We start from the raw sequence: 25,352 nt of genomic DNA, 5'->3' as shown, positions 1-25,352 counted from the left end.
AATAAATAATTGGTCATTCAAAGTTTTTTTGTTTTTGCAATTTATCAATTAGAATATGTACTCTTGTTGATGGTTTGGTACATCCATCTTCGTTGGGATGATTATTTTCTAGTTTAATAGCATGAATAATTGCTTTTTCTTGATTGGGTTTAAGTTTTTCATATAGTAATCTATCACTTTTATTATAAGTTTCTCCTTTTTGGAGAATACCCTCTTTTCTCATTTCTGATTCTAGCTTTGGACGTAATTCTTTGTAACTACTAAAGGGACTGGTAGTATAACAACAATGGAGTAAAAACCAAAATTCAAAACAGGGTATTGATGTTATAGATTCAACATTATATTTTTTTGCTGTGCTGAGAGCTTGTTTATATTTATCCGGTTTATTATCATCATCAAATATACAAAATACTTGATCATATTGTTTTTGTTGAGATAGATCATAAGCTGTAGTTACAATCTCCAGAGGATCTCCACCATAAGCGGGAACTATTTTAACGTCAGTTGTTGATAATTTAAGTTCACGTTTTAGAGACTCGAAGTAATTATATTCTGTTTGTTCACCCTCAACTACAATTAAAAAGTATCCTCTAGGATTTTTATTCTCTGAACTTCGTTTTAAATTATTTGTCGATTTTCCCTTTCTCATGTTTTTCACTCCCTCCCTTGAACCCATTAATAAAAGGAATAGCACCATAACGACCTAGTAGATAACCTTTTTGTAAAGATTCATGTTCACGAGGTCGAAAATCAAACAATGAATATAGTTTAGTCATGCTGTTATCTTTCTCAGTAAACCATATTTGGTCAGGTCTGAATGTTTCATCATCTAATAATGTAGTATCATGAGTTGTAAAGATTAATTGAGCATTGTTTTTATTAATTTCTGGATTATTAAACATTTTTATTAATGCTTTAGAAAGAAGTGGATGTAAACTTCTATCTAATTCATCTATTATTAATACTTCTCCATATTCTAATACCCATAATAAATATCCTGCTATATTAAATAAACGTTTTGTTCCCGCAGATTCATCACTCATTTCCAATTCTATTTCACTGTTAGAATCATTCATTTTATGAATAGTTATCACTTTCATGAAGTCTATTTCTAATAAATTATTAGCATTCTTTCTTACTTCAAATTCTTCGCTAAAAAGATTTTGAGCCACCAATTTTATATTATCATCCATTGGTTCACTTTCAAACCTTATATCTGAAATACCAATATCAGCTTCACTCAGCAAATTAACAATCTGCTCACGAAACTTATTATCTTCTTCACACATTCTAATACTAAAATTAAATTCTCTAAGTTGACGTTCTGTTAAAGAAAACATATTTATTTCATTCTCAAAAAAATCAAATACCTCTGTTAATTGAGGATGATTATTTTGTGCAGCATGAGATATAAATAAAGAATTAGAACGAACAAATCTTTGAATACGTTTTTTTTCCCCTTTTAATCCTTTACCAAAAGACCATTTATATCCTTCGTCTACTTTTAATTCTGGATTATCTGGCAGATATTCACGAGAAAACCAGTTTTGTTGAACTTCATTTGGATAAGCAATTAACCACTCTTCAAATATTCGTTCTCGATTTAAAGAAACTCCATATTCATAACGAATATCATCACGAATAAAAATTATTTCAAAACTACTAGGCTTTTTTGCTGATTCACTATTTAATCTAAATGGTTCAACAGGTAATTTATCACCAGTTTGCATTCTACTAGCTGATTTAATGACAAGATTTTTTAGGACTTGCATAGCTTTGAGTAAATTGCTTTTACCGGAAGCGTTAGGACCATATATAGCAGCACTTGTAACTAAGCGTAAATCATTATTGTTAGGGATAGGAAAAGTATTACTTTCTAGCATGGTTGCGTCTTCAGCAGCTACCATACTTAATGTTTGCTTTTCTTGGATGGAACGATAATTTTCTACACTAAATTCTACAAGCATGACTTTCTTCTTAGTTGGTTATCTGCATATAGGAATAATATTTGATTTATGAAAAGATACGTAGGGTGCGTCAGACTGCATAAATTCTATCAATAAACAGATTTGTCATATCTGACGCACCCTACAATACCTAATTTTTTTCAAAAATCAAATACGAGTTCTATATAACCCACAAATTATTATAAATAGTAAAAATTATACTTTTTGTACTGTGCTAATGTCTAGTTGATAGCAACTTTTATTTGTGGGGTTATTCAAGCATACATAAATAATGAACAAATAGCTCTAGTTATAAAACTAAAGCTATTATCAATGTGTGTAAATTCAGGAAATTTTACTTACTAAAACTGTAAATGTGCTGTGTCTGCAAGTTATCTCTCAAAGATGAAGGCAGGACACCATCAGAGAAAGTTTGCCTGTCTAGTTGTACCTGCAAATTACTCAAAGGATCGCTACCTGTCGCAATCAGAAATTCCATTTTCTGAATATAGGGTAAAGTTGCAATTTCATCTAAAATCTGGCAGATTGCTTGCAGGTAAGGATGACCTTTTTGTTGATACCAATTGGATTCAGCAATATTAGCTTGGTCAAAACCCAAATGTACAGTTAAAGAGGGTTGATCAAATAAAGCGATTCCCAATGGACGGGCTTCTTCCTGTAACAATAAATGTTGATTTTTGGATAAATACCGTATTTTCTCTAGTCGTTCATAGCGTCCGGTGACGGATTCTGGTTCATCTTGCCAATGTATCGCTACTGTAACTAGATAAGTTTGTAACAGCATATGTCCCAATTTCTTAGCTTTAGTAGCTAGGTAATAGGAATTAAAATCATTAGACTCAATTAAGAGGGGAACACGATCTACCACGTCTAATCCATAACCTTTAACACCAGCGATTTTACGGGGATTATTAGTGATCAAACGAATTTTTTTAATACCCAAATCCATGAGAATTTGCGCCCCCATGCCATAATCACGCAAATCAGCGGGAAATCCTAACCGCTCATTTGCTTCCACTGTATCTAGTCCCATATCCTGCAAAGAATAGGCTTTCAACTTGTTAACTAAACCTATGCCCCGTCCCTCCTGACGTAGGTAAACAACGACACCTTGACCAGCATTTTCAATCATTTTTAATGCGGCTTGTAACTGCATCCGACAGTCACAGCGCAGAGAACCTAAAGCATCTCCTGTTAAACATTCCGAGTGCATTCGCACCATCACAGCTTCATCTCGGAAATTTGCCGGATCTCCCTTGACAATGGCAACGTGTTCTGTATTATCTAGGGTGTGACGGTAGCCGTAAATATCAAATTGACCGAACTGGCTGGGGAGTTTGGTAATGATTTCTCTGTATATTAGGCGATCGTTTTGGAGACGATAACTGATTAAATCGGCAATGCTAATAATTTTGAGGTGATGATTTTTGGCATATTCGACTAACTGATTTAATCGCGCCATTGAACCATCGGGGTTTTGAATTTCACAAATTACCCCGGCTGGATACAGTCCCGCCAATCGGGATAGGTCTACAGCGGCTTCTGTATGTCCTGCCCGTTTGAGTACGCCTCCCGGTCTAGCCCGCAGGGGAAAAATATGACCTGGACGGCGTAATTCTTCCGGTTTGGTGCCTGGGTTGAGGGCGACTTGGATCGTGCGGGCGCGGTCTTCGGCGGAAATGCCGGTACTAACGCCTAAATGGGGTCCGGCATCAATACTAACTGTAAAGGCGGTTTGGTTAGTATCCGTGAGTGTGCTGACCATTAATGGTAAGTCTAGTTCATCGAGGCGATCGCCTGTCATTGCCAAACAAATCAGTCCTCTGGCTTCTACAGCCATGAAGTTGATCATGTCCGGGGTGGCAAATTGGGCGGCGCAAATTAAATCGCCTTCATTTTCTCGATTTTCGTCATCTACGACAACGATGACACGACCAGCTTTGAGATCGGCCAAAGCGGCATCAATAGAATCAAATTTAAAGGTTTGGGTAATATTAGACTGTGACACAGAAAATTTCCAGCTATCAACGTAAAGTTTTTTAACAATTTCTTATTTTAGATTGTAGCTTGTTTATCGGAATTAGAGCTTTTGTGAGATACCTAAGTAGGTTAGCATTGAAAATCGTCGTTATGACAAGGCAAGAGGCAAGAGGCAAGAGGCAAGGGTGAAGAGGGTTTGGGCGATTTTACTTTTCGTTACATATTTCGGTTTTTTTCCGTTCACCTACTTAAACTGTTACTTGCTAATAAAGTAGTTCATATATACTATCAGCAGTTTAGAGTACCATATACACAGATTATTAAGCTATGAATTTGACTGATATAAGTAAATTACTAGGTAAACCCTACTTTCAAGCGTCTAATTGTCTCATTTACAATTTAGATTGTTTAGAGGCGATGACAATTTTACCAGATGAATCAATTAATTTAACTGTCACCAGTCCACCGTATAACATTGGTAAAGAATATGAAAATTTATTGCCATTAGACGATTATATAAATTGGTGTGAACAATGGATAAAAGAAGTTTATCGTCTGACTTTATGTGATGGAGCTTTTTGGCTAAATTTAGGTTATTTATCTATTAAAAATCGTGCTAAAGCAATTCCTATTTCATATTTGCTTTGGGATAAAATTCCTTTTTATTTAATTCAGGAAATTGTTTGGAATTATGGTGCTGGAGTCGCAGGAAGTAAGTTCTTTTCACCTAGAAATGAGAAATTTTTGTGGTATGTGAAAAATTCAGAAGCTTATACTTTTAATCTTGACGATATTCGTGATCCTAATGTTAAATATCCCAATCAAAAAAAGAATGGTAAAATCAGGGTTAATCCTTTAGGTAAAAATCCCACTGATGTTTGGGAATTTCCGAAAGTAACTTCTGGACAAAACCGATCTTCAAAAGAAAGAACACCACACCCAGCACAGTTTCCCTCTGCTGTCATTCAAAGAATAATTCAAGCATCTTCAAATCAAAATCAAATTATCCTAGATCCATTTTTGGGTTCAGGTACTACTGCTATGGTAGCTTTAGATTTAAATCGGCTAGTAATTGGTTTTGAAATTCGTCAAGATTACTGTGATATTGCTGCTAATAGAATTGAAACTTTTTTGAAAGAACAAAGTTGTCAAGTAGAACAAATGTCTTTATTTCTATAAAATAAAAGTAATTTTATATTTTTAAGTTAACCACCACCAAACACTATTTATTATGTTTTTGCCCAGTGCAAATTTTTCAATCCCTGAATTCAATTTAAGTATATTGTGATATTTTTCCTGCACTTTGGCTTTTTTAACAGTTTGATTATTACCTTGATAATCACTTAATTCCTGAATAATTTTTATTCCTTCCTTATTCATCTCATTCGCAATTACATCACCAACTTTACATAATAAATTAACAGGAGAATCTAAAATATATTCTCCTGATATTGTAAAAAGTTTATGCTCATAGACTTTTTGATCTAAACCAGATGCCTGACCTGTTGCTGATTTTTGTGCATTCCAGTCTTCATGATCTATCCAACCGAATCTTAATAATGTTAAACTTTGCTGGTAGAAATTAGCTGTAATATAATAACCAGACTTTTCTTTTTTAGCAAGCTCCTCATTATTTTCATCTTTTGCTTTTTGACCATAGCTGCGATTTCCAAAAATTTTTGTGCCAAGCTGACCAGAAGTTTTTATCTCTATTGAATATCTTGTATCCTTTAGATAAACAATATCTTTTTCATCTTTACATTGTGTTCCTCTCCATTCTTCTGGATAACGCTTTTGCAATTCTTTGGCAAATAGTTTTTCAAAAAAATAACCCACCATAATAGCTGGTGGATCAATTTCTGCCAGGCTCAAATATGTGTCTTCCTCTCCTATTTTTGTTTGCCATAAAAGCTGCCAACTCTTTAAAGCAACCTCTCTAATAACATTTGGCTTGAGAGGATGTTCTTCTATCAGTTCTTTTGTTTTATCTGCCCATTTTTCAACTGGAATACTGGCATAAGGAAATACCATTTAATCTAAACCTTTTAATAATTCACTGGGTGATATTCCCAGAGCCTGAGCAATACGGATAATATTTAACAAAGCAATATTTCTTTCACCACGTTCAACACCACCGATATAGTTGCGATGTAGTCCTGACAGTTCTGCTAACTGTTCTTGAGAAAGATTTTGCGCTTTTCTGATTGTGCGAATATATTCGCCAAATTTTTGAAGTTGAGAATTTTCTGTCACATAGCAAACATAATCTTTAGTGGTACTGATTTTCTACACACTATGAGTGTGATTATTTTTTAAAGATATTTGTGATTATAGGTACGCTAAAAGATCCGCTTTGCTATACAATGCTGCGAAAGTTCAATCAAAAGTCATTAGTAATTAGTTAGTAGCTTGACTGCTGATGATTGATAATAGATAACTAAAAGTGGATAAGGATTTAAGATCATGGGAAATTTAAGACGCGTACCAGTTGGAATTGTTGGCGCGTCAGGGTATGGCGGAGTGCAGCTAGTCCGACTGCTGATGGATCATCCTGAAGTGGAAATTGTTTATTTAGGTGGTGAAAGCAGCACGGGTAAATCCTTTGCTGACCTGTACCCACATTTCGCTAATATAGTGAATTTGCCCATTGAGGCGGTAGAACCGGAAGTTATTGCTAGTCGTTGTGAAGTGGTATTTCTGTCTTTACCGAATGGACTAGCTTGCCAAATTGCTCCTCAACTTATAGAAAAAGGCTGCAAGGTCCTGGATCTGAGTGCTGATTATCGCTTTGGTGATTTGAAAACTTATACAGATTGGTATGGTACAGAAAGAAGCGATCGCTCGACAGCAGCCACAGCAGTATATGGTTTACCAGAATTGTACCGCGATCGCATTGCCGAATCAAATCTAATTGGCTGTCCCGGTTGCTATCCTACAGCCAGTTTACTGGCATTGTCCCCACTGTTAAAACAAGGTTTAATAGTTCCCGAAACAGCCATCATTGATGCCAAATCCGGCACATCTGGAGGCGGCAGACAAGCCAAAGTCAACCTGTTGTTAGCCGAAGCTGATAACTCTCTGGGTGCTTATAACGTTGGTAGACACCGCCACACCCCAGAAATTGAGCAGATTTGTAGTGAATTGGCAGGACATGAGGTAAAAATCCAATTTACACCCCATCTCATCCCGATGGTGCGGGGGATTTTAGCCACTGTGTACGCCACCATGCGCGACCCTGGTTTAGTCCGTGATGACCTCATTACCATCTATAACGCCTTTTACCGTAATTCCCCTTGGGTGAAAATCTGCAATAGTGGCACTTATCCCCAAACAAAATGGGCGTGTGGCAGTAACAGTTGTTACATAGGTATAGAAGTTGACCCCCGCACCGGGCGCGTTATCGTCATGTCAGCCATTGACAACCTGATTAAAGGCCAAGCCGGACAAGCAATTCAGTGTATGAACCTGATGTTAGGCTGGGATGAAACCTTGGGATTACCTAAAGTTGGGTTTTATCCTTAATTCGGTAATGGGTAATGGGTAATGGGTAATGGGTAATGCTGTTTACAATCACCAATCACCAATTACCAATCACCAATTGCCTATTTTGGTCCTAAACCAACAGTACCAGCATAGACAGCGCGATCGCCTAATTCATGCTCAATGCGGAGGAGGCGATTGTATTTTGCTACTCGTTCACTACGACATAGAGAACCGGTTTTAATTTGACCGGCGCGGGTAGCTACAGCCAAATCAGCAATTGTTGTATCTTCAGTTTCACCAGAACGATGGCTAATTACTGAACGGAAACCGTTGCGAGTGGCTAAATCAATGGTTTCCAAAGTTTCAGTTAGAGAACCGATTTGATTCAACTTAATCAAAATCGAGTTAGCGGCTTTTTGTTCAATGCCTTTTTGTAAGCGGGTAGCGTTAGTTACAAATAAATCATCACCGACTAATTGTACTTTTGAGCCAATTTTCTGAGTTAGTAATTGCCAACTTTGCCAATCTTCCTCATGTAAACCATCTTCAATGGAAACAATCGGATATTGGTCAACCAACTGACCTAAATAATCAATAAATTCAACAGGACTATGGGGTTTACCATCATAAACATATTGCCCATTTTTGTAAAATTCACTTGCAGCCACGTCTAAGGCTAAAGCTACTTCTTCACCCGGTTTGTAACCAGCTTGTTTAATTGCAGCTACCAACAATTCTAAAGCCACTTGGTTAGATTCTAGGTTAGGTGCAAAACCACCTTCATCACCTACACCTGTCAGCAAACCTTTATCATCTAACACTTTGCTGAGAGTCGCAAATACTTCCGCACCCCAACGCAAAGCTTCTTTGAAAGAAGGCGCACCGATAGGGACAATCATAAACTCTTGAAAGTCAACGTTATTAGATGCGTGCGCTCCACCGTTGATCACATTCATTAAGGGGACTGGCAATAAATTCGCCAAAGGTCCACCCAAATAGCGATAGAGAGGAATATCTAAAGCTGCTGCACCTGCTTTGGCTGCTGCTAAGGAAATACCTAAAATGGCATTTGCACCTAAGTTAGATTTGTTAGCTGAACCATCTGTAGCAATCATTGTCCGGTCTAACAGTTCTTGGTTGAGGACATCCAAACCTAATAATTTGGGTGCTAATATCTCATTGGCGTTTTTTACCGCCGTGAGGACTCCTTTACCACCATAACGGCTTTTATCCCCATCTCGCAGTTCATGAGCCTCAAATGTGCCTGTGGAAGCACCGCTAGGAACTTGAGCTAGTCCGACTGCACCACCAGCTAAATGTACTTCTGCTTCTAGGGTAGGTCTTCCCCGTGAGTCGAGGATTTCGCGGGAGACAATGGCTTCAATCGCGGTGTCTAGAAATTTAGTCATTCGTGGTTTGTCCTTGATTTTGAGTATGTCGTCAGGGTTTAACCTTTACAGTTTACTAATAACCCAATCGCTAGTTTATGTGTTTCTGGGGGAAAATCGGCTGACATTAAAGAAGATTTCCAATCGTGAAGGGTGGTAATGCTCGCTGAGTATGGAAGGAAACATGGAGTTTGTCAGAATCAGGATATTCAGGATTAAAGGATGTACAGGATTATTTATTGATACTTTATTTTGTCAGAATCAGGATGCTCAGGATTAAAGGATGTACAGGATTATTTATACTGCTTGACTGTTTCTGAAGAAATTAGTTGCTATTTTTAATATTTAGGTACAAAATCCTGACAATCCTCAAATCCTGGATATCCTGATATGGCTACGCCACGCTACGCTATCAGACAGATATTTCTACATTTTTGTATGTTATAATTTTCAGAAAATAGCAAAGATTATTTATGAATACAGTAGAAATTCGTCAACAAATTCAAGAATATGTTGATAAACTGTCACCAGAAAGATTATTAGTGGCTGTTGATTTTTTGGCGTATTTGGCAGATAGACAAGATAATGATGCTACTGAAGAGTTATTGAAAATTCAAGGATTTAAAGAAGATTTTGCTAAAGCGAAAGAAAATGTTAAAGAAGGTAAGGTAATTTCTGTTGAGCAACTTAAACGAAAATATTAACTATACGGTTGTTATTGGCATTGATGCTCGTATTACTTTAGCGGAGGTTCATGCAGCATTGGCTTATTATTATGATCATCTGGAAGAGATTAGAAAAGATATAGAAGATGATGAATAGGAATTGTTTATAGCCGTTCCCATGCTCGTCAGGTACAAAGTTTTTTCGTTTTAGGGAACAGGGAAAAGGGAATAAATTGGTGTGTACTTCATTAGACTGGGAAACGCTATAATCGCATTATTTAACCCATTTACTCAGAGTAATTCCCAAAAACTGTTCTAGTTGAGTGATACTATTAAGATGATTAATGATAGCATTAAGTTCTTGATTTTGAGCATCAACTAAACTTTTTTCAAAGTTAATAATATCCGTCATTGAAATATTACTACTTAATCTCATTCTTTCCTTAGCATTTATCACTTTTGATGCTGCTAACTTTCGTGCTTGCTGTGCTAATTCAATCTGCTTAAAAGTATCTTTTACATTACGAGTTTTATTTTTCAACTCCTCATTCAAATTATCCTGAGTTTTTGCTAGAGTGTAATTAGCATTTTGTAAGCTAATCTCACTTTTAACTACCGCATTATCTTGACTAAGATTACCAAATTCACGATTTAATACTAAAGACGAACTTAAATTATTTGTATCTTGAGTATTAGAAGCACTATTAAACCCATAACTCACGTTTAATTTTAAATCTAATTGTTGTTGATTTTTAGATTCTCTTATCCCAAATTTAGCATTTTCCACAGCATTAACAGCAGCAAGATAACCAGTATTATTCGCTTTAGCTAATTCTAGCATTTCTGTAAAAGCTGGTAAATTTAAACTTGTTGGAGGATCAGGTTTTTCCATAGCAATTAGTTTTTTCGTTATGGGTAAATCTATAGTTTTAGTTAATTCAGAAATTGCTTGTTCTAAACTTGATTGTGTATTCAGTAAATTTACTTCTTGTTGAGCAATATCAGCTTGACGCTCAACCAGATCATTTTTAGGAATTCTCCCAAATTCAAATAATGCTTGTAATCTATCTAAATCTTTTTTAGCATTAGCAAAAGATAATTGTTCAATTTTTAATCTTTCCTGAGCTAACAATAAACTTCTATAACTAACTATAGTATTAGTAATTGCTTGAGAAGTAGTATTTTTTATATTTAAAATATTTGCATTTTCTGTCAATTTCGCTCTTTGAATACTCAGAGTATTTAATTGTGTACCAAAAGCCTTTAATAAAGGTTGACTAAAATTAAGATTGACACTTTGACTTAGAGTATTTGTATTTGAGGAAGTATCTAATGAGCTAGTACGAGATAAAAGATTTTGTCCTTGCCATGTTAAACTTAAATTACCACCTGTAGGAATTTTTAAATTAAAATTAGCACCTAAAAGAGCAGTTGTATTATTATTGATATTACTACCAGTTTGATTATTATTCAAATTTAAAGATAGCTGTGGTGTAAAAGTTGGATTAAATTGAGATTCAGTTTCAGCTAATTGTTTTTGATCTAAAATACGTTGGAGGTAAGCTATTTTTAAATCTCGATTATTTTGTAAAGCTAAATAAACAGAATCAGCTAATTTTAAGGGTAACTCCTGACTAGAGTTATTTAATAGTAATTGTAAATCAGAATTAGATTTTGGTAAACTTGGTGGATTAGCTATATTTTGAGATTTTCCTAAACCCGGAAATAGGAAAATCAAGAGTAAAGATGATATTGGTAATAAAAAACGATTCATAGTAAAAAAATTAAGTAGGTTGGGTTGACGCAAGGAAACCCAACATTAACATTATTCTAAACCTTACTTATTGAGAGCGTAAAGCCTCAACAGGATCTAATTTACTAGCTCTCAGCGCAGGTAAAAAGCTAGAAATGATCCCTACCATAATAGCAGAACTGAGAGAAACTAAAGGAGTTTCATAACTGATTTGATAGGGTAAATTCAAGAGAGTTACAGTTATAGTTGTAATTCCTTGTACAGTAACTATTGCAAGTATTCCTCCTGTCATACTAATAAAAGTTGCTTCAAGTAAAAACTGAATTAAAATATTTTTTTGTGTAGCACCAATAGCGCGTCTTAAACCTATTTCTGGAGTCCGTTCCACAACTGATGCTATAGTAATATTAGCAATTCCCACACCCCCCACAAATAAAGAAATACTCCCAATAAGTAAGAGAATAATAGTCACACCATTTAAGACTTTTTCTAAACTTTTCACCTCTTCAACATTGCTAGAAGCGTAAATATCTACATTAGGGAATCTTTTCTTTAAAGTGTTAATTGCTTGATTTTGCAGTTGTTCTATATTTTCTGGATTCTTAGGAGTAATAGTAATTTTATCAAAAAAAGGACTTGATTTGAGAGATTGATAAACAGATAAAGGAATCAGTATCAATCCTTGTTCCTCTCCCCAAGTATTACTTTTTCTAGTTTGAATAACACCTTGAATATAATAAGACTTATTTTGAAAATAAATCATTTTTCCCAATGAATTTTTACCTTTAAATAGTTTTTGTGCGAGTAATCGATCTATAACAACAACAGAACGGGTTTGCTGCAAATCATTAACTGTAAAAAACTTACCAGCAATTAATTTCCTTCCCGAAATAGGTAAGAAATCTGGTGTTACTGCTTGACTTTCCACATTGATTTTTTGAGTTCCCAAAAAAATAGCATCACTACCACTATTTTGTACAGGAGCAATATATTTCCAACCAGATAATTTGGTTTTTAACCATTCTAAATCTTCGCTTTGATATTTTTTTTGTTGAGACGTAACCGAGTTATAGGGAGCTTGAATAGAAATTTGCGGAGATTCCATTTTTTGTAATTGCGTCTTTAAATATATTTTTCCAATATCGCTTACTTGTAATGTTCCACTCACAGCAAATACACCCATAAATACACCTAAACTACTCAGAAATGAGCGCAAGGGATTACTGCGTAAAGAACTAGATGTTAAAGATAATAAATCATTGATGTTCATGGGGATAAATATGTTAAATTTATTCTTTATTATCGGTAAGATTTTAGAAGAATCTCATAGGTGTCAACTTAAGTTAGAAATGGCTTATCTGTTTGCTTCCACACCCGCCCAGAAATGAATTTCCGGGCTAATAACCAAAGTAAACTAAAGTTTACTAAAGAGTTTTATGTTTATTTAGTCATCTTCAGATGACTTTTGCTATTAGACTGGGAATTCATTCCCAGGCGGGCTATGGGTTTGACTACAATATTATATTATTACTGCATTTTTATGACAACATGATCTCCCTCATTTAAAGGATTTTCTAAAGTGGGAATTAATATTTCATCTCCTGGTTTTAACCCTGATTTAATTTCAATATTATCTAATCCTTGTAAACCAGGTTTAATTATTCTTTTAAAAGCCTTAGATTGTTGATCTTTTATCCAAACAAATGTTTCTGATTCATTTTCTTGAATAGCTTCACTAGGAATAACTGTCACATTATTACGTTGAGCGATAATCAACGCAACTGTGACTGGAGTTCCAGAAACAATATTTTTATTAACTTGATCTAAACGCACAATTGCTGTAATTTTGACATTATCTGCACCTTGATTATTATTTTGGGTATCTCCAGCTAATAAAGATATTTGTTGAACCTTACCAGTTAATTTCTGTGATTGAAAACCAATAATACTAATTTCCGCTTGTTGTCTAATTTTAACCTTAGTTGCGTCTAAAGGAGATAACTTTAATTCCACAATTTGTTGAGCAGGATTACCAATAACTAAAACATCTCCTTTCGGTTCAATTACATCACCTAATTTTGCTTGTAAATTGAGAATTACACCATCAATAGGAGAAGTAATTACTGTTTTTCTTAATTCTTCAGCAATTTTTTGACGTTGTATTTTGAGTTTTTCTATTTCTCTCATAATTTGATTGAGTGCTAATTTAGCTTGGTTTAATTCTTGTACAGTTTGGTCAACTTTAGATTTAGCTTCTTTCAATTTTTGTTGAGGTTCAGATTTGTTATTTCTCACATCTTGCCAAAAACTTTGTAATTCTAATTTCTGTTGATCTAAATCTAAATTACTTAAAGATAATTCATCTTTAGCATTACTTAAATCTGTTTCAGCTTGAATAACTTTCTTTTCTTGCTCTTTTAATTCAGTTTCCGAAATAAACCCCTTAGCGAAAAGTTGTTTATTTTCTTGTAATTTAATCTTTGCTTCTTTTAAATCGGTTATTTTAACAGTTAATGCTTGTTGTTTTCTGGTAACTTCTAATTTACGCTTTTGAAATTCCCGTATTTTCTCATCTTTTTTCTTATTAATATCATTTCCATGGGTACTTTGAATATTTCTATATTCTTGTTGAGTTTCTAATAATTTACTTTCTGCTCTTTTTAAAGATGATTGTTTATCAACAAGTTGTAAATTCTTCTCTTTCAAATCAGATGCAAATTCTTGTAATTTAATTTGTGTTTCTGTATCTCGCAGACGGATTAAAATTTGATCTTTTTTAACTTTATCCCCTATTTTGACTAAAACTTGTTCTACTGTTCCTGTGATTGAAGATTTAATATTTCTTTGATTATCTAATTTTAATATGCCACTTTCACCAGTAATTTTATCTTCTACTTTGTCTTGAATAGCTGTTACTATGCGAACGGGGATATTTTGAATTTTACTTTGGGTAAATATGGCAAAAATCAACCAACACCCAAGAAAAACACTTGTTAAACTTGCCGATATGGTCAACCATTTAAATCCTGGTTTGAACTTAAAGTTTTTCATTGTTATTGATTAATACAATTGAAAATAGAGACGTTATGTTATATACAACGTCTCTACAAAAAATTTATCACAAATACTTGTAGTTGGGTTTGGCTCACGCTCAACCTAACGCAAAAAAATTGGATATCACATTTTAACGCAGTGTAAATTCAACAGTGTAACTATAATTAGTTGAATTTACAGATGTAATTTTTGCATCACAAGTAACATTAGAACCTGTCGGTGAACCATTCTTTGTCCACTTTGGAATCTGACCACCAAACAAGGTTGGTGTTGTTGTTAAAGAGGTACCAAACCTACATCCCTGAGTGCCAGTGGTATAAGAGAAGTGAATACTTGCTATATTAGAAAAGGGACTTATAACCGTGAAAGCTTGAGTCGCACCAGGTATAATTTTATTTGGGGGACTTCCAGTACCAAGAATTTGACTCACACTAGAAGGAACAAGCGATACTGGCTGTTTTAACTGGTTTTTTACCACAACTTGGGTTACTACTCCCGCCTGTGCCTTTGCTGCTGTTGTAGAAAGTATTAATCCAATCATCACTGAAAACAATTTGTTGGAATGTTTCATAGGTAATATCAATCTCCTGTCAGTTTAAAAAATGTCACTTCCTCAACCCAACCTTGCATCTTAGAGGTATGTTAAAAAAAGTAATATACCTCCCAACCTCTACTAGCGGATATATAGCCTAGTGGATAATGTGTTCCTGGGGAAGTTTATTGAAGTTGCCTGAAAGGTAAAAGTACCAGATGTAAAAGAGCCTTGGTAACACCAGACTCTTGTCCAACCAGTTACAACTCGTCCCGCTCCCAACGTGGGAGCAGAGGATCTTTCAGTTAGTCGATTTCCGTTAAACTGTGCTATCTGATTTGTTCCATAGCCAACTTCTTGCGTTTGAACACATAACTGGGGTACGCGATTAACACCAATCACCTTTACCTGAGATAATGCGGGTGCTGGTGCAGATATAGCTTGTTCCATACCCGCAACTGATATTCCTATAGTTGAGAGTCCCAAAATAGTCACTATGATTGGATTGTTATGTCTTTTTAGAAACATATAATTCTCCTTTGGAGGTTAATGGTTTAACTATTGACAAGTCATTTTTCTATACTGACTATTTCACGTTCCTTAAAAAAAACCACCCGCATTTCTACTGATTTTTTCTCAACCCAAGAGTATTGAATCTTCATGAAAATGGCATATTTATGAAATTATGGTGAAATTCAACAGATATTCTAAATTCAATATCAACGTAAAATTAATTACAAAGAAACACGACCTATATCATGATCATAAAGCTGTGAATAAGCGGTAAAGATTAGCATTGAAAAGGATCTAACAAAATAGTATTTTATGTAAATATAACCATTATTTTTGTTCTTAATTTATCATACTGGGTGAACAATTACGTAAGAGTCCGCACCCAAACTATTACAGCGTTTTTCGCTCTTATGAGGTACAAAGTTGAATCATCAAACTCTTGTAGTGCGGGTATCTTACCCGCCACATATGTACCTCATAACACTGGGAAGTGCTGTATCCGTTAAAATACTGATAAAATCTGCCTAACAATAAAAAATGCTTGTGGCATTGCTAAAAAATATTAACTTCGGCTTAACATATCAGCAGCCGAAAAAAGCCACACCAACTTTAATGAAGCTATCCGACTATTCAACGAAATGGAAGCACCCAAGCAAGTTGAGAAAGTGGAAAAAGCCAAAAGAGGAAATGTTGATTCATAAAAATGGTTTAGCATTGCTAAACCCCTACCGCGTTGATATATAATCATGAAAAATGCTATAATATAAACCAATCGCAAGCTATGTATGAAATATGAAAATAATTCTAGATAACTTAGAACCCAACTTAGTCGAAAATCTCAGATATCAAGCAGAACAACATGGACGTACTCTAGAGACTGAGTTGAAACTAATTTTAACACAAGCTGTTACCAAAAATCCTCAAGAAAATTTTCAGGAACAAACATTAATTCCCCTAGAAATATTAGCAGCACAGGTAAAAGAATCCTTAGATAATACAGGATATAATTCCCATGAGCAAATTATTGATTTAATTCAAGATGTCAAAAAAGAAATGGCTGAAGAACATTTATTAAAAGCACATCATCACAATGAGTTATGATATTCCTCAACGTATTTGTCATAATTTTTTCCAAAACTTCTGATTTTATTTTACACTTTATTTTAAGCTACAGAAAAATCTGTAAACTGCCGATATTCAGGACGAATAAACCCTAAAATAATATCATCCTTTTCTACTCCTAATTCCAATAATTCCGCAGTTATCCCCCTTTCTGTACCATCCCATTCAATGCAGATTTTACCATCAATAATTCGCAGATGAAACACCACTGCATGAACCCTACCTGTTTTATCCCAACCTGTATCCATTAACAAATAATTATCAGATTCTTGATCACAAATACATAAAGCCTCAATTTTTCCATGACTAGGTTTATACTTAGCGTGATTTCCAACAATACTAATTATAATTCTTCTGTATTTTTCTAACTTATCCATTGTACAATTACCTCCTGAATTGGATCGAAAATAATGTAATTAATCTGCTGTTGATCACTTAAAATATCTTGAATAGCTGGTTTAAGAAAAAAGTCTTGATAAGCAGCTTCAGGAATCGCTAAATATAATTTACGTTCTGGATTGATTCTTTTAATTAAACTAACATAAATATTATATTGTCCTAATGTTTTTTCTAATTCTGTAATTAAAGAAGGGCTATTAAAAACTTTTATTTCAATTACAATCTTTTGCTGCATCTTCTGGGCAGCAAATAATTTTTCTGCTCCTAAATCAGCATATAAACGCAAGCCTTTGTATTCTAGTATAAAGGGGTCATCGGTAATTACCCATCCATCTTTGGTTAGAGCATTTTTAACTTGATTGTGATATAAATCGTACTGTGGCATTACTAAATCAAGAATATTAACTTTAGCCTAACAAAAACCACCTTCATCACCTACACCTGTCAGCAAACCTTTATCATCTAACACTTTGCTGAGAGTGGCAAATACTTCCGCACCCCAACGCAAAGCTTCTTTGAAAGAAGGCGCACCGATAGGGACAATCATAAACTCTTGAAAGTCAACGTTATTAGATGCGTGCGCTCCACCGTTGATCACATTCATTAAGGGGACTGGCAATAAATTCGCCAAAGGTCCACCCAAATAGCGATAGAGAGGAATATCTAAAGCTGCTGCACCTGCTTTGGCTGCTGCTAAGGAAATACCTAAAATGGCATTTGCACCTAAGTTAGATTTGTTAGCTGAACCATCTGTAGCAATCATTGTCCGGTCTAACAGTTCTTGGTTGAGGACATCCAAACCTAATAATTTGGGTGCTAATATCTCATTGGCGTTTTTTACCGCCGTGAGGACTCCTTTACCACCATAACGGCTTTTATCCCCATCTCGCAGTTCATGAGCCTCAAATGTGCCTGTGGAAGCACCGCTAGGAACTTGTGCGAGTCCGACTGCACCACCAGCTAAATGTACTTCCGCTTCTAGTGTAGGTCTTCCCCGTGAGTCGAGGATTTCGCGGGAGACAATGGCTTCAATAGCGGTGTCTAGAAATTTAGTCATTCGTGGTTTGTCCTTGATTTTGAGTATGTCGTCAGGGTTTAACCTTTACAGTTTACTAATAACCCAATCGCTAGTTTATGTGTTTCTGGGGGAAAATCGGCTGAGATTAAAGAAGATTTCCAATCGTGACGGGTGATAATGCTCGCTGAGTATGGAAGGAAACATGGAATTTGTCAGAATCGGGATGTACAGGATTAAAGGATTGACAGGATTATTTATTGATAATTTATTTTGTCAGAATCAGGATGCTCAGGATTAAAGGATGTACAGGATTATTTATTGATACTTTACTGATTTTGCATACATCAATTGCTATTTTCAATATTTATGTACAAAATCCTGTAAATCCTCAAATCCTGGATATCCTGATTCTGACATATATTTCTAAATCTGCTTATGTTATAATTTTCCTAAAATTACAGAGATTATTTATGAACAAAAAAAGTATTACCGCCATAATTCATACAGGTGACGATTTTGGTTATGTGGCTGAGTGTGTAGAAATTTCTGTTGTTACTCAAGGGGATACTTTAGATGAAGTTGTGAAAAATTGTACCGATGCTTTTTTTTTGCATTTAGAAGGGGAAAATCCACAGGATTTTGGATTAATTGAACATCCAACTATTCGTTTTATTTTTGAATTACAGCCGATTTATGGCTAAGTTAAGAAGATTATCAGCACAGGAAATCATTGATATTTTTAATCGCTTTGGTTTTGAAATTATTATCCAAAAAGGTAGTCATATTAAATTGCGGAGATTAGGAGAAAATGGTAAGAGTAAGCCAGAAAATAAATGATCCTGTTTTGTCATGCTGAGTGTAGCGAATCGAAACGAAGCATCTCATCGTTCCTAGTCTCTGACTAGGAATGCAGTTAATGAGGCTCTGCCTCTAATAAGTAGTGAGACAGAATTAATTACACAATGTCATTGCGTTAGCGCAGCGTGGCGTTAGCCATATATAACGAAGTGAAATGAAGCAATCGCAAGGGTTGTGATTGCTTCCCTTCCCTCGCAATGACTGTAAATATTTTTGTCCAATTACTTATCATTGAAGTCAGAGCCTTCTAGAATTCATTCCCAGTCAGAGACTGGGAATGAGATGACTTGAGTTCTTTGCGGGATAGATGTTTTACGCTAAAAAAATCGTCTTCTTGTCCGAGGTTCAGACGGTGTTCTTCGTAAAGGGACTACTTCTGCTTCACTACCCTCCCTAGCTACTCGAATTAATAACGCAGAAGATACCAAACTAGCAACCATCGAATTACCACCATAACTAAACATAGGTAAAGGTAAGCCTGTAGTTGGTAACGCACCTGTAGTTACACCAATATGTAATAGTGATTGGCCAATCATGACAACTACTACACCAATTGCTACTAATTTGGATGTGAGATTTTTGGATTTAAGGGCAATAATTAATCCTAAAGTGGCAAATATTGCTAACATTAGCAAGAGTAAAATACCGCCAATAAAACCAAATTCTTCGGAAAAAATTGCGAAGATAAAATCAGTATCTTGAATTGGTAAATAGAATAACTTTTGTTGAGAAAGTCCAAATCCCGACCCCCAAGTTTGCCCTGAACCTACGGCTAATAAACTTTGTACTAACTGATAACCATCTCCTGTGGCATCCCCCCAAGGATTCATAAAGGACATAATGCGTTTACGTTGATATTCTTTGATACTAATACTGAGTAATGCTAAAAGCAGACCACCAAAGGCTGTTCCTCCCAAATATTTATATGGTATTCCTGCTGCTAAGGCAATGAACCAAATTGTCATGCCGCAAAGTGCTGTGGTACTTAAGTTAGGTTGGGCAAGAATTCCTAAAAGCACAAGACCAAAAACACCCAACCAAGATAAACGAATTCCCCAAGGTCGTTTTTCCCACTGGCCAAAAAGTGTGGCGCTTTGTAAAACTAAAAAGGGTTTAATTAATTCTGATGGTTGGATAGGAATGGGGCCAATGGCTATCCACCTAGCAGCATCAAAGGCTTTTTTTCCTAATCCTGGTATTAATGTCAGAAAAATCAGCATCAGAAAAAATATTAAAAACCAATGAGATACACCCAAGATTTTTCGCAATGGCAGATTAACAATGATGTTGAAAATAATTAAGGAAGCTATAGCCCAAAGAATTTGCCGTTTAAAATAATACAAACCGTCACCATGACGGGCATCAGCAACGGGATAGGATGCGGAAAAGAGGATGATTAAGCCAATAAACATCCACGTTAATGTTAGCCAGCGCAACAATCGGGCTTCTAAACCCCAGCTAGAAACAGAATTATCAAAAATTGGGATTAAACGGAGTAGATTCACAATTTGGTAATTGGTAATTGGTGATTTTCTTCTTTCTTCTCCTGACTCCTGGGTGGGGAAACCCCGCCCCTACTACAAGAAATCCTGTATTTAAATTAAAACTAAGTTATCTCGGTGAATCACAGTATCTGCGCCTTCATAACCCAGAATTGAGGGGATTTCCCGTGAATGTCGTCCGCAAATTTTCTGCAATTCTTCACTATTATAATTCACTAATCCTCTAGCAATTTCATCACCATTACTATCACACAATTGCACCGCCTCTTGATTGTCAAATTCCCCTTCTACGGCTTTAATTCCCGCTGCTAGTAAGGATTTTCCCGCTTTGACAACGGCAGCGATCGCCCCCTCGTCTAAATATAATTTTCCTCCAGGAATCAAACCATAGGCTATCCAACGTTTGCGGGCTGAGGTTGGTTCTGGTTGCGGTGCAAAATGTGTACCAATGAGTTCCCCTTGAATAATTTTTTCAATGTTTCGGGGAAACTGTCCTTGAGTAATGACTGTACGGATACCAGCAGCGATCGCAATTCTCGCTGCCGAAATTTTAGTCATCATCCCTCCAGTCCCCCATTGAGAACCCTGTCCACCAGTTTGAATCTGTAAATCTGTCAGTTCTTGCATACTACTAACTAAACTAATCGGTTTAGCATCGGGTACGGAACGAGGATCGGCTGAATATAATCTATCAACATCCGTTAATAAAAATAACCAATCTGCTTCTACTAAACTAGCTACTAATGCAGACAGGGTATCATTATCCCCAAATTTTAATTCTTCTACCGCTACTGTATCATTTTCATTAACTATAGGAATTACTCCCAAACCTAGTAATTCTTGAAAAGTATTATTAGCATTCAGATAGCGGCTACGTTGTACCAAATCTGCCCTAGTTAATAATACTTGAGCAATTGGTTGTTGGAGAATACTAAATAAATCATCATATATACGCATTAATCTACCCTGTCCAACTGCTGCTACAGCCTGTTTTAAAGCTATAGTTTTGGGACGTTCCGTTAACCCTAACCGCGCACAACCGACTCCCACCGCGCCAGAAGAAACTAAAATTACCCGATGTCCCTGTCGTCTCAAATCACAGAGGGTTTCCGCTAAAGTAGCAATACTAGAAAGGGCTAATTGTCCTGTTTCTGGTTGAGTAAGGCTAGAAGTACCGATTTTAACAACAATTGTTTTGGTCATTAGTTAGTGGTCAGTTGTTATTCCCAAAAAATTATACAGCACCAATCCCTCTATGGTGAAGGTTGGCGCTGTACGGGTTTATATTTATCTATTATCTGCTAGGGTCTTTTTAGGCTGACCCTGATGTTATTGAAATTAATAATCTCTGATTTTTTGCGAATTTGATAATTCCTTAACTATTTCTTTAGATTTACTTTCCTGACGAATGATAAATCTTTGTAAAGATTTGTATCTTAAAACTATTAATACAGCACGGCGAAAATAAACCAACCACTATAAATCTCCCAAAAGCTTATACCGTCTTCGTTTTGACCTTTGACTTTTGATTTTCGCCTAGCGGCACTAAGTAGGTAGACGTGAGATAACCAAAATGTGTATTCAATACTGCTCGGTTAAGCCTGAAAAGTCATTATATGGTAGGTTGGGTTGTGGAACGTAAACGTATCCCTGCGGGACACTGCGTGAACGCCAAGCAATCGGAACGAAACCCAACATTATCAAGGATTTTGTTGGGTTTCGCTATCGCTCAACCCAACCTACATTTCCTTAACCGACAAGTATTGAATGTGTATTGTAGAACCAAGAAACATTCCAATATAATTGCGCTGTCGCTTCATCCAACCTACAAAAAATGGCGAAGGTATGGTTATCGTTGATAATATAACTATGCTTTCTAGTTACCAATTATGACTATAGCCACTGAACGCCAGATTACACTAGAAAATTTTCTCAAGTTACCAGAAACTAAACCAGCATCAGAATTTATTAAGGGGGAAATCCTACAAAAACCTATGCCACAGGGTGAACATAGCTTAATTCAGACTACTTTTATTGAAGTTGTCAATGGACTAACCAGAAGTCAAAAAATTGCTATAGCTTTCTCCGAACTACGCTGTACTTTTGGTGGTAGTACCATTGTTCCTGATATTGCGGTGTTCCGGTGGGAGAGAATTCCCACAACTGAATCTGGGAAAATTGCTAACCGCTTTGAAATTCATCCTGACTGGGTAATAGAGATTCTTTCTCCTGAACAACCACAGAAAAAAGTATTAACAAAATTATTGCATTGTTCCCGACATGGAACTGAGTTAGGTTGGTTATTAAACCCAGAAGAAGAAAGTGTATTGGCTGTATTTCCTGGACAAAAAATTGAAATATATGAAGGTGATGATAAATTACCAATTTTGGAAAATATAAATTTAGAATTAACAGTTAAGGAAATTTTTGGTTGGTTGAGTTTTGATTCATAACTGTAGCAAGGAAAGGGGAATGAGAACCTTTATCAAGGGCGGGTAAACCCCGCCCAGAAATGAATTATGGCTTACGCCACGCTACGCTATCAGGGCTAATAACCAAAGTCTACTTTAGTAGACTCAAGATTATTCAGTCATCAAAAGACAACTTTTGCTATGAGACTGGGAATATGGCTAACGCCACGCTTCGCTATCATTCCCAGGCAGAACTTATGCCCACCTGGATATTAAAATTGTTGTAAGAAGCGCAAATCGCTGTTATATAAACGGCGAATATCATCAATTTGGTGTAATACCATAGCAAAACGTTCTACACCAAAACCAGCAGCAAAGCCGCTATAAACTTCGGGGTCATAACCGACAGATTTTAAAACATTGGGGTCAACCATTCCGCAACCCATGACTTCTAACCAACGTCCTTTCCACTGTAAATCTACTTCGGCAGAAGGTTCAGTAAAAGGGAAATAACTGGCACGAAAGCGAATTGGTAAGTCGCCAAATATTGATTGTAAAAAGATTTTGACAGTTCCTTTCAGGTCTGTAAAAGTTAGTCCTTCATCTATGGCTAAAAGTTCGATTTGATGAAAAACTGCTGAGTGGGTCGCATCTACATCATCTCTGCGATATACTCGACCTGGGGCAACAACTCGAATGGGTGGTTCTTCCTTTTCCATATAGCGAATTTGCACTGAGGAAGTATGAGTCCGTAATAAATTACCATCTGGTAAATAGAAGGTATCTTGCATATCACGGGCTGGATGATCTGGGGGGGTGTTAAGTGCTTCAAAATTGTAGTAATCTGTTTCCATTTCTGATCCTTGGGCAACGGTGTAACCCATGCCGACAAAGATATCTAGGGTTTGGTCAATAATGCCATTGAGGGGATGAATCCGACCTTGGGGACGGTAAATACCGGGCATGGTGACATCTATGGTTTCCGCCTCTAGCTGTGCCTGAATTTGAGCAGATTCTAGGGTTGTGCGTTGCTGGTCAAGGCTGTTTTGAATGGCTTCTTTGACTGTGTTAGCGATCGCTCCAATTTTAGGCCGTTCTTCCGCGCTCATTTGCCCCATACTTCGCAATAGCGCCCCCAATTGCCCTTTTTTGCCTAAATAGTTGACTCTAAGTTCTTCTAGGCGTTCTAGGCTATCAGCAGAGGCGATCGCTGTTTCTCCTTCTTGCCGTAATGCTAAAAGTTGATCCTCTAAATTGCTAGTCATTAGTTATTGGTGATTAGTCATTAGTCATTAGTCTATAGTAGGGGACGGGGAACAGGGAACAGGGAACAGGGGGGCAGGGAGCAGGGAGCAGGGGGCAGGGGAGCAGGGGGGCAGGGGGGCAGGGGGGCAGGGAGAATATTTATTGCCTATTGCCTATTGCCTATTGCCTATTGCCTATTGCCTATTGCCTATTGCCTATTGCCTATTGCCTATTGCCTATTGCCTATTGCCTATTGCCTATTGCCTATTGCCTATTGCCTATTGCCTATTGCCTATTGCCTATTGCCTATTGCCTATTGCCTATTGCCTATTGCCTATTGCCTATTGCCTATTGCCTATTGCCTATTGCCTATTGCCTATTGCCTATTGCCTATTGCCTATTGCCTATTGCCTATTGCCTATTGCCTATTGCCTATTGCCTTCTTCCTGACAACTGACAACGAACAACTGACAAATGAAATTACTAGTTAGCAATGATGATGGAATTTCTGCTTTGGGTATTCGTACCCTAGCCAACACTTTAGCAGCAGCGGGTCATGAGGTGACAGTAGTTTGTCCAGATCGAGAGCGATCGGCAACAGGACACGGATTAACTTTACTGCAACCAATTCGCGCGGAAATAGTAGAATCTGTTTTTCATCCTCATATTAAGGCTTGGGCTTGTGATGGTACGCCTTCAGATTGTGTAAAATTGGGATTATGGGCTTTATTAGATTCTCCACCCGATCTAGTGCTATCTGGAATTAACCAAGGGGCAAATTTAGGGACAGAAATCCTCTACTCTGGGACTGTTTCTGCCGCCATGGAAGGAGTCATCGAAGGTATTCCTAGTATTGCTTTTAGTTTAACCAGTCATACTCATAAAGACTTTCAAACAGCGGCTAAATTTGCCGAAATCCTAGTTGCTAAAATTGCCGCCCAACCACTGCCAGAATTGATGTTACTGAATGTCAACGTCCCCCCCCTATCTTGGGAAGAAATAGCTGGAGTTACTTTTACCAGACAAGGAGTACGACGTTACGTAGATGTTTTTGATAAGCGAACTGATCCCAGAGGTAAAACTTACTACTGGTTAACTGGAGAGGTGATCGAAGATGTAGAACCACCTATAGAATTAAACTTACCAACCCACATTCCCCTTGATGTTCATGCCATTCAAAAAAAATATATCAGTATTACTCCATTACAATATAATTTGACTTATGGGCATGGACTTAATCAGCTATCTGGGTGGGAATTTGAATTTCCCTAGATTTAGGCATTTTCATCTCAGCTAGAAGAAATTATATGACATTGATGAAAAAAACAGCTATGGCAGCAGTCAGGAGTAAAAACCTGTTGTGGACGGAGTTTTATTTCATGTCCTAACTACCTTGATGGTTGCTACATATAATAATTCCTGCATTGCTGATTCTCACTAACCTCTGCTGAAATTAGCTGCG

26 protein-coding genes and 1 pseudogene are annotated in these 25,352 nt (G+C 36.4%); 10 read left to right on the top strand and 17 right to left on the bottom strand.

Features of this window, described 5'->3' with window-relative positions; genetic code table 11:
- Positions 1–13: 13 nt before the first annotated feature.
- The 3 genes from AA650_RS11160 to ribBA form a co-directional block, all read right to left on the bottom strand.
- Positions 14–649 (bottom strand): RloB family protein, encoded by a 636-nt coding sequence (locus AA650_RS11160; protein ID WP_053539076.1) that lies wholly within the window; start codon positions 647–649, stop codon positions 14–16.
- Positions 624–1,967: an AAA family ATPase gene (locus AA650_RS11155; protein ID WP_052149937.1), complete on the bottom strand. Its 1,344-nt coding sequence runs from the start codon at positions 1,965–1,967 to the stop codon at positions 624–626. Before AA650_RS11155 ends, AA650_RS11160 begins: the two co-directional genes overlap by 26 nt.
- Before the next feature lie 334 nt (positions 1,968–2,301).
- Positions 2,302–3,975 carry a bifunctional 3,4-dihydroxy-2-butanone-4-phosphate synthase/GTP cyclohydrolase II gene (gene ribBA, locus AA650_RS11150; RefSeq protein ID WP_053539075.1) on the bottom strand — a complete coding sequence of 558 codons (1,674 nt, stop codon included), beginning with the start codon at positions 3,973–3,975 and terminating at the stop codon, positions 2,302–2,304.
- 299 nt (positions 3,976–4,274) lie between these two features.
- On the opposite strand from ribBA, the gene AA650_RS11145 reads away from it, so the two are divergent.
- Complete coding sequence (locus AA650_RS11145; RefSeq protein ID WP_053539074.1) at positions 4,275–5,126, top strand: DNA-methyltransferase; 852 nt, start codon at positions 4,275–4,277, stop codon at positions 5,124–5,126.
- Positions 5,127–5,147: 21 nt separating this feature from the next.
- Here the strand turns inward: AA650_RS11145 and AA650_RS11140 are convergent, their stop codons facing one another.
- Together AA650_RS11140 and AA650_RS11135 are read right to left on the bottom strand one after the other, a co-directional pair.
- Positions 5,148–5,978: a ScaI family restriction endonuclease gene (locus AA650_RS11140; protein ID WP_053539073.1), complete on the bottom strand. Its 831-nt coding sequence runs from the start codon at positions 5,976–5,978 to the stop codon at positions 5,148–5,150.
- Positions 5,979–6,200, bottom strand: a complete 222-nt coding sequence (locus AA650_RS11135) for a helix-turn-helix domain-containing protein (protein ID WP_015080221.1) — start codon at positions 6,198–6,200, stop codon at positions 5,979–5,981.
- A 210-nt stretch (positions 6,201–6,410) separates the two neighbouring features.
- Here AA650_RS11135 and argC point away from each other — a divergent pair, with 210 nt between their 5' ends.
- Positions 6,411–7,469 (top strand): N-acetyl-gamma-glutamyl-phosphate reductase, encoded by a 1,059-nt coding sequence (gene argC, locus AA650_RS11130; protein WP_053539072.1) that lies wholly within the window; start codon positions 6,411–6,413, stop codon positions 7,467–7,469.
- Positions 7,470–7,549: 80 nt separating this feature from the next.
- On the opposite strand, the gene eno (AA650_RS11125) is transcribed toward argC, so the two are convergent.
- Positions 7,550–8,839 carry a phosphopyruvate hydratase gene (eno, locus tag AA650_RS11125; RefSeq protein WP_015080223.1) on the bottom strand — a complete coding sequence of 430 codons (1,290 nt, stop codon included), beginning with the start codon at positions 8,837–8,839 and terminating at the stop codon, positions 7,550–7,552.
- 452 nt (positions 8,840–9,291) lie between these two features.
- Between eno (AA650_RS11125) and AA650_RS11120 the strand changes: the two genes are divergently transcribed.
- Positions 9,292–9,522, top strand: coding sequence for a hypothetical protein (locus tag AA650_RS11120; protein WP_027400762.1), 231 nt, complete (start codon positions 9,292–9,294; stop codon positions 9,520–9,522).
- Positions 9,497–9,640, top strand: a complete 144-nt coding sequence (locus AA650_RS27855; protein WP_199924472.1) for a hypothetical protein — start codon at positions 9,497–9,499, stop codon at positions 9,638–9,640. The genes AA650_RS11120 and AA650_RS27855 overlap by 26 nt, the downstream gene beginning before the upstream one ends.
- Before the next feature lie 117 nt (positions 9,641–9,757).
- Here AA650_RS27855 and AA650_RS11115 read toward each other — a convergent pair whose 3' ends face one another.
- From AA650_RS11115 to AA650_RS11095, 5 genes are all read right to left on the bottom strand, one after another.
- Positions 9,758–11,257: a TolC family protein gene (locus tag AA650_RS11115; RefSeq protein WP_053539071.1), complete on the bottom strand. Its 1,500-nt coding sequence runs from the start codon at positions 11,255–11,257 to the stop codon at positions 9,758–9,760.
- Between the two features lie 67 nt (positions 11,258–11,324).
- On the bottom strand, positions 11,325–12,506 hold the full coding sequence (locus AA650_RS11110; RefSeq protein ID WP_053539070.1) for an ABC transporter permease: 1,182 nt from the start codon (positions 12,504–12,506) through the stop codon (positions 11,325–11,327).
- A 257-nt stretch (positions 12,507–12,763) separates the two neighbouring features.
- Positions 12,764–14,287, bottom strand: coding sequence for an HlyD family efflux transporter periplasmic adaptor subunit (locus AA650_RS11105; protein ID WP_053539069.1), 1,524 nt, complete (start codon positions 14,285–14,287; stop codon positions 12,764–12,766).
- Between the two features lie 133 nt (positions 14,288–14,420).
- On the bottom strand, positions 14,421–14,861 hold the full coding sequence (locus tag AA650_RS11100; protein WP_053539068.1) for a hypothetical protein: 441 nt from the start codon (positions 14,859–14,861) through the stop codon (positions 14,421–14,423).
- 102 nt (positions 14,862–14,963) lie between these two features.
- Positions 14,964–15,350, bottom strand: a complete 387-nt coding sequence (locus AA650_RS11095; protein WP_053539067.1) for a DUF4879 domain-containing protein — start codon at positions 15,348–15,350, stop codon at positions 14,964–14,966.
- A 528-nt stretch (positions 15,351–15,878) separates the two neighbouring features.
- Here AA650_RS11095 and AA650_RS11090 point away from each other — a divergent pair.
- Positions 15,879–16,079 carry a hypothetical protein gene (locus tag AA650_RS11090; RefSeq protein WP_199924427.1) on the top strand — a complete coding sequence of 67 codons (201 nt, stop codon included), beginning with the start codon at positions 15,879–15,881 and terminating at the stop codon, positions 16,077–16,079.
- A gap of 48 nt (positions 16,080–16,127) precedes the next feature.
- Positions 16,128–16,436 (top strand): FitA-like ribbon-helix-helix domain-containing protein, encoded by a 309-nt coding sequence (locus AA650_RS11085; RefSeq protein ID WP_015080227.1) that lies wholly within the window; start codon positions 16,128–16,130, stop codon positions 16,434–16,436.
- A gap of 62 nt (positions 16,437–16,498) precedes the next feature.
- On the opposite strand, the gene AA650_RS11080 is transcribed toward AA650_RS11085, so the two are convergent.
- The 3 genes and pseudogenes from AA650_RS11080 to eno (AA650_RS11070) all read right to left on the bottom strand — a co-directional run.
- Positions 16,499–16,834: a XisI protein gene (locus AA650_RS11080; protein ID WP_053539065.1), complete on the bottom strand. Its 336-nt coding sequence runs from the start codon at positions 16,832–16,834 to the stop codon at positions 16,499–16,501.
- Positions 16,822–17,241 (bottom strand): element excision factor XisH family protein, encoded by a 420-nt coding sequence (locus AA650_RS11075; protein ID WP_027400758.1) that lies wholly within the window; start codon positions 17,239–17,241, stop codon positions 16,822–16,824. Before AA650_RS11075 ends, AA650_RS11080 begins: the two co-directional genes overlap by 13 nt.
- Before the next feature lie 33 nt (positions 17,242–17,274).
- Positions 17,275–17,913, bottom strand: a pseudogene (gene eno, locus AA650_RS11070) (phosphopyruvate hydratase); the annotation flags it as partial.
- Positions 17,914–18,158: 245 nt separating this feature from the next.
- Between eno (AA650_RS11070) and AA650_RS28695 the strand changes: the two are divergent.
- Both AA650_RS28695 and AA650_RS27850 read left to right on the top strand, forming a co-directional pair.
- Positions 18,159–18,575: a type II toxin-antitoxin system HicB family antitoxin gene (locus AA650_RS28695; RefSeq protein WP_234413371.1), complete on the top strand. Its 417-nt coding sequence runs from the start codon at positions 18,159–18,161 to the stop codon at positions 18,573–18,575.
- A complete protein-coding gene (locus tag AA650_RS27850; protein ID WP_199924426.1) occupies positions 18,568–18,711 on the top strand; it encodes a type II toxin-antitoxin system HicA family toxin in 144 nt (47 codons plus the stop codon). Before AA650_RS28695 ends, AA650_RS27850 begins: the two co-directional genes overlap by 8 nt.
- 338 nt (positions 18,712–19,049) lie before the next feature.
- Here AA650_RS27850 and AA650_RS11060 read toward each other — a convergent pair whose 3' ends face one another.
- Together AA650_RS11060 and proB are read right to left on the bottom strand one after the other, a co-directional pair.
- Complete coding sequence (locus tag AA650_RS11060) at positions 19,050–20,237, bottom strand: FtsW/RodA/SpoVE family cell cycle protein (protein ID WP_053539064.1); 1,188 nt, start codon at positions 20,235–20,237, stop codon at positions 19,050–19,052.
- A 90-nt stretch (positions 20,238–20,327) separates the two neighbouring features.
- Positions 20,328–21,437: a glutamate 5-kinase gene (gene proB, locus AA650_RS11055; RefSeq protein ID WP_053539063.1), complete on the bottom strand. Its 1,110-nt coding sequence runs from the start codon at positions 21,435–21,437 to the stop codon at positions 20,328–20,330.
- Positions 21,438–22,123: 686 nt separating this feature from the next.
- Between proB and AA650_RS11050 the strand changes: the two genes are divergently transcribed.
- Positions 22,124–22,687, top strand: a complete 564-nt coding sequence (locus AA650_RS11050) for a Uma2 family endonuclease (protein WP_053539062.1) — start codon at positions 22,124–22,126, stop codon at positions 22,685–22,687.
- Between the two features lie 230 nt (positions 22,688–22,917).
- On the opposite strand, the gene pheS is transcribed toward AA650_RS11050, so the two are convergent.
- Positions 22,918–23,910, bottom strand: coding sequence for a phenylalanine--tRNA ligase subunit alpha (pheS, locus tag AA650_RS11045; RefSeq protein WP_053539061.1), 993 nt, complete (start codon positions 23,908–23,910; stop codon positions 22,918–22,920).
- 454 nt (positions 23,911–24,364) lie between these two features.
- Here pheS and surE point away from each other — a divergent pair, with 454 nt between their 5' ends.
- Positions 24,365–25,162, top strand: coding sequence for a 5'/3'-nucleotidase SurE (gene surE, locus AA650_RS11040; RefSeq protein ID WP_027400770.1), 798 nt, complete (start codon positions 24,365–24,367; stop codon positions 25,160–25,162).
- Positions 25,163–25,352 lie beyond the last annotated feature (190 nt).

This window comes from Anabaena sp. WA102, from assembly GCF_001277295.1.
GTDB classification, from domain to species: Bacteria; Cyanobacteriota; Cyanobacteriia; order Cyanobacteriales; family Nostocaceae; genus Dolichospermum; species Dolichospermum heterosporum.
This window is presented reverse-complemented; position numbering and strand designations above follow the sequence as displayed.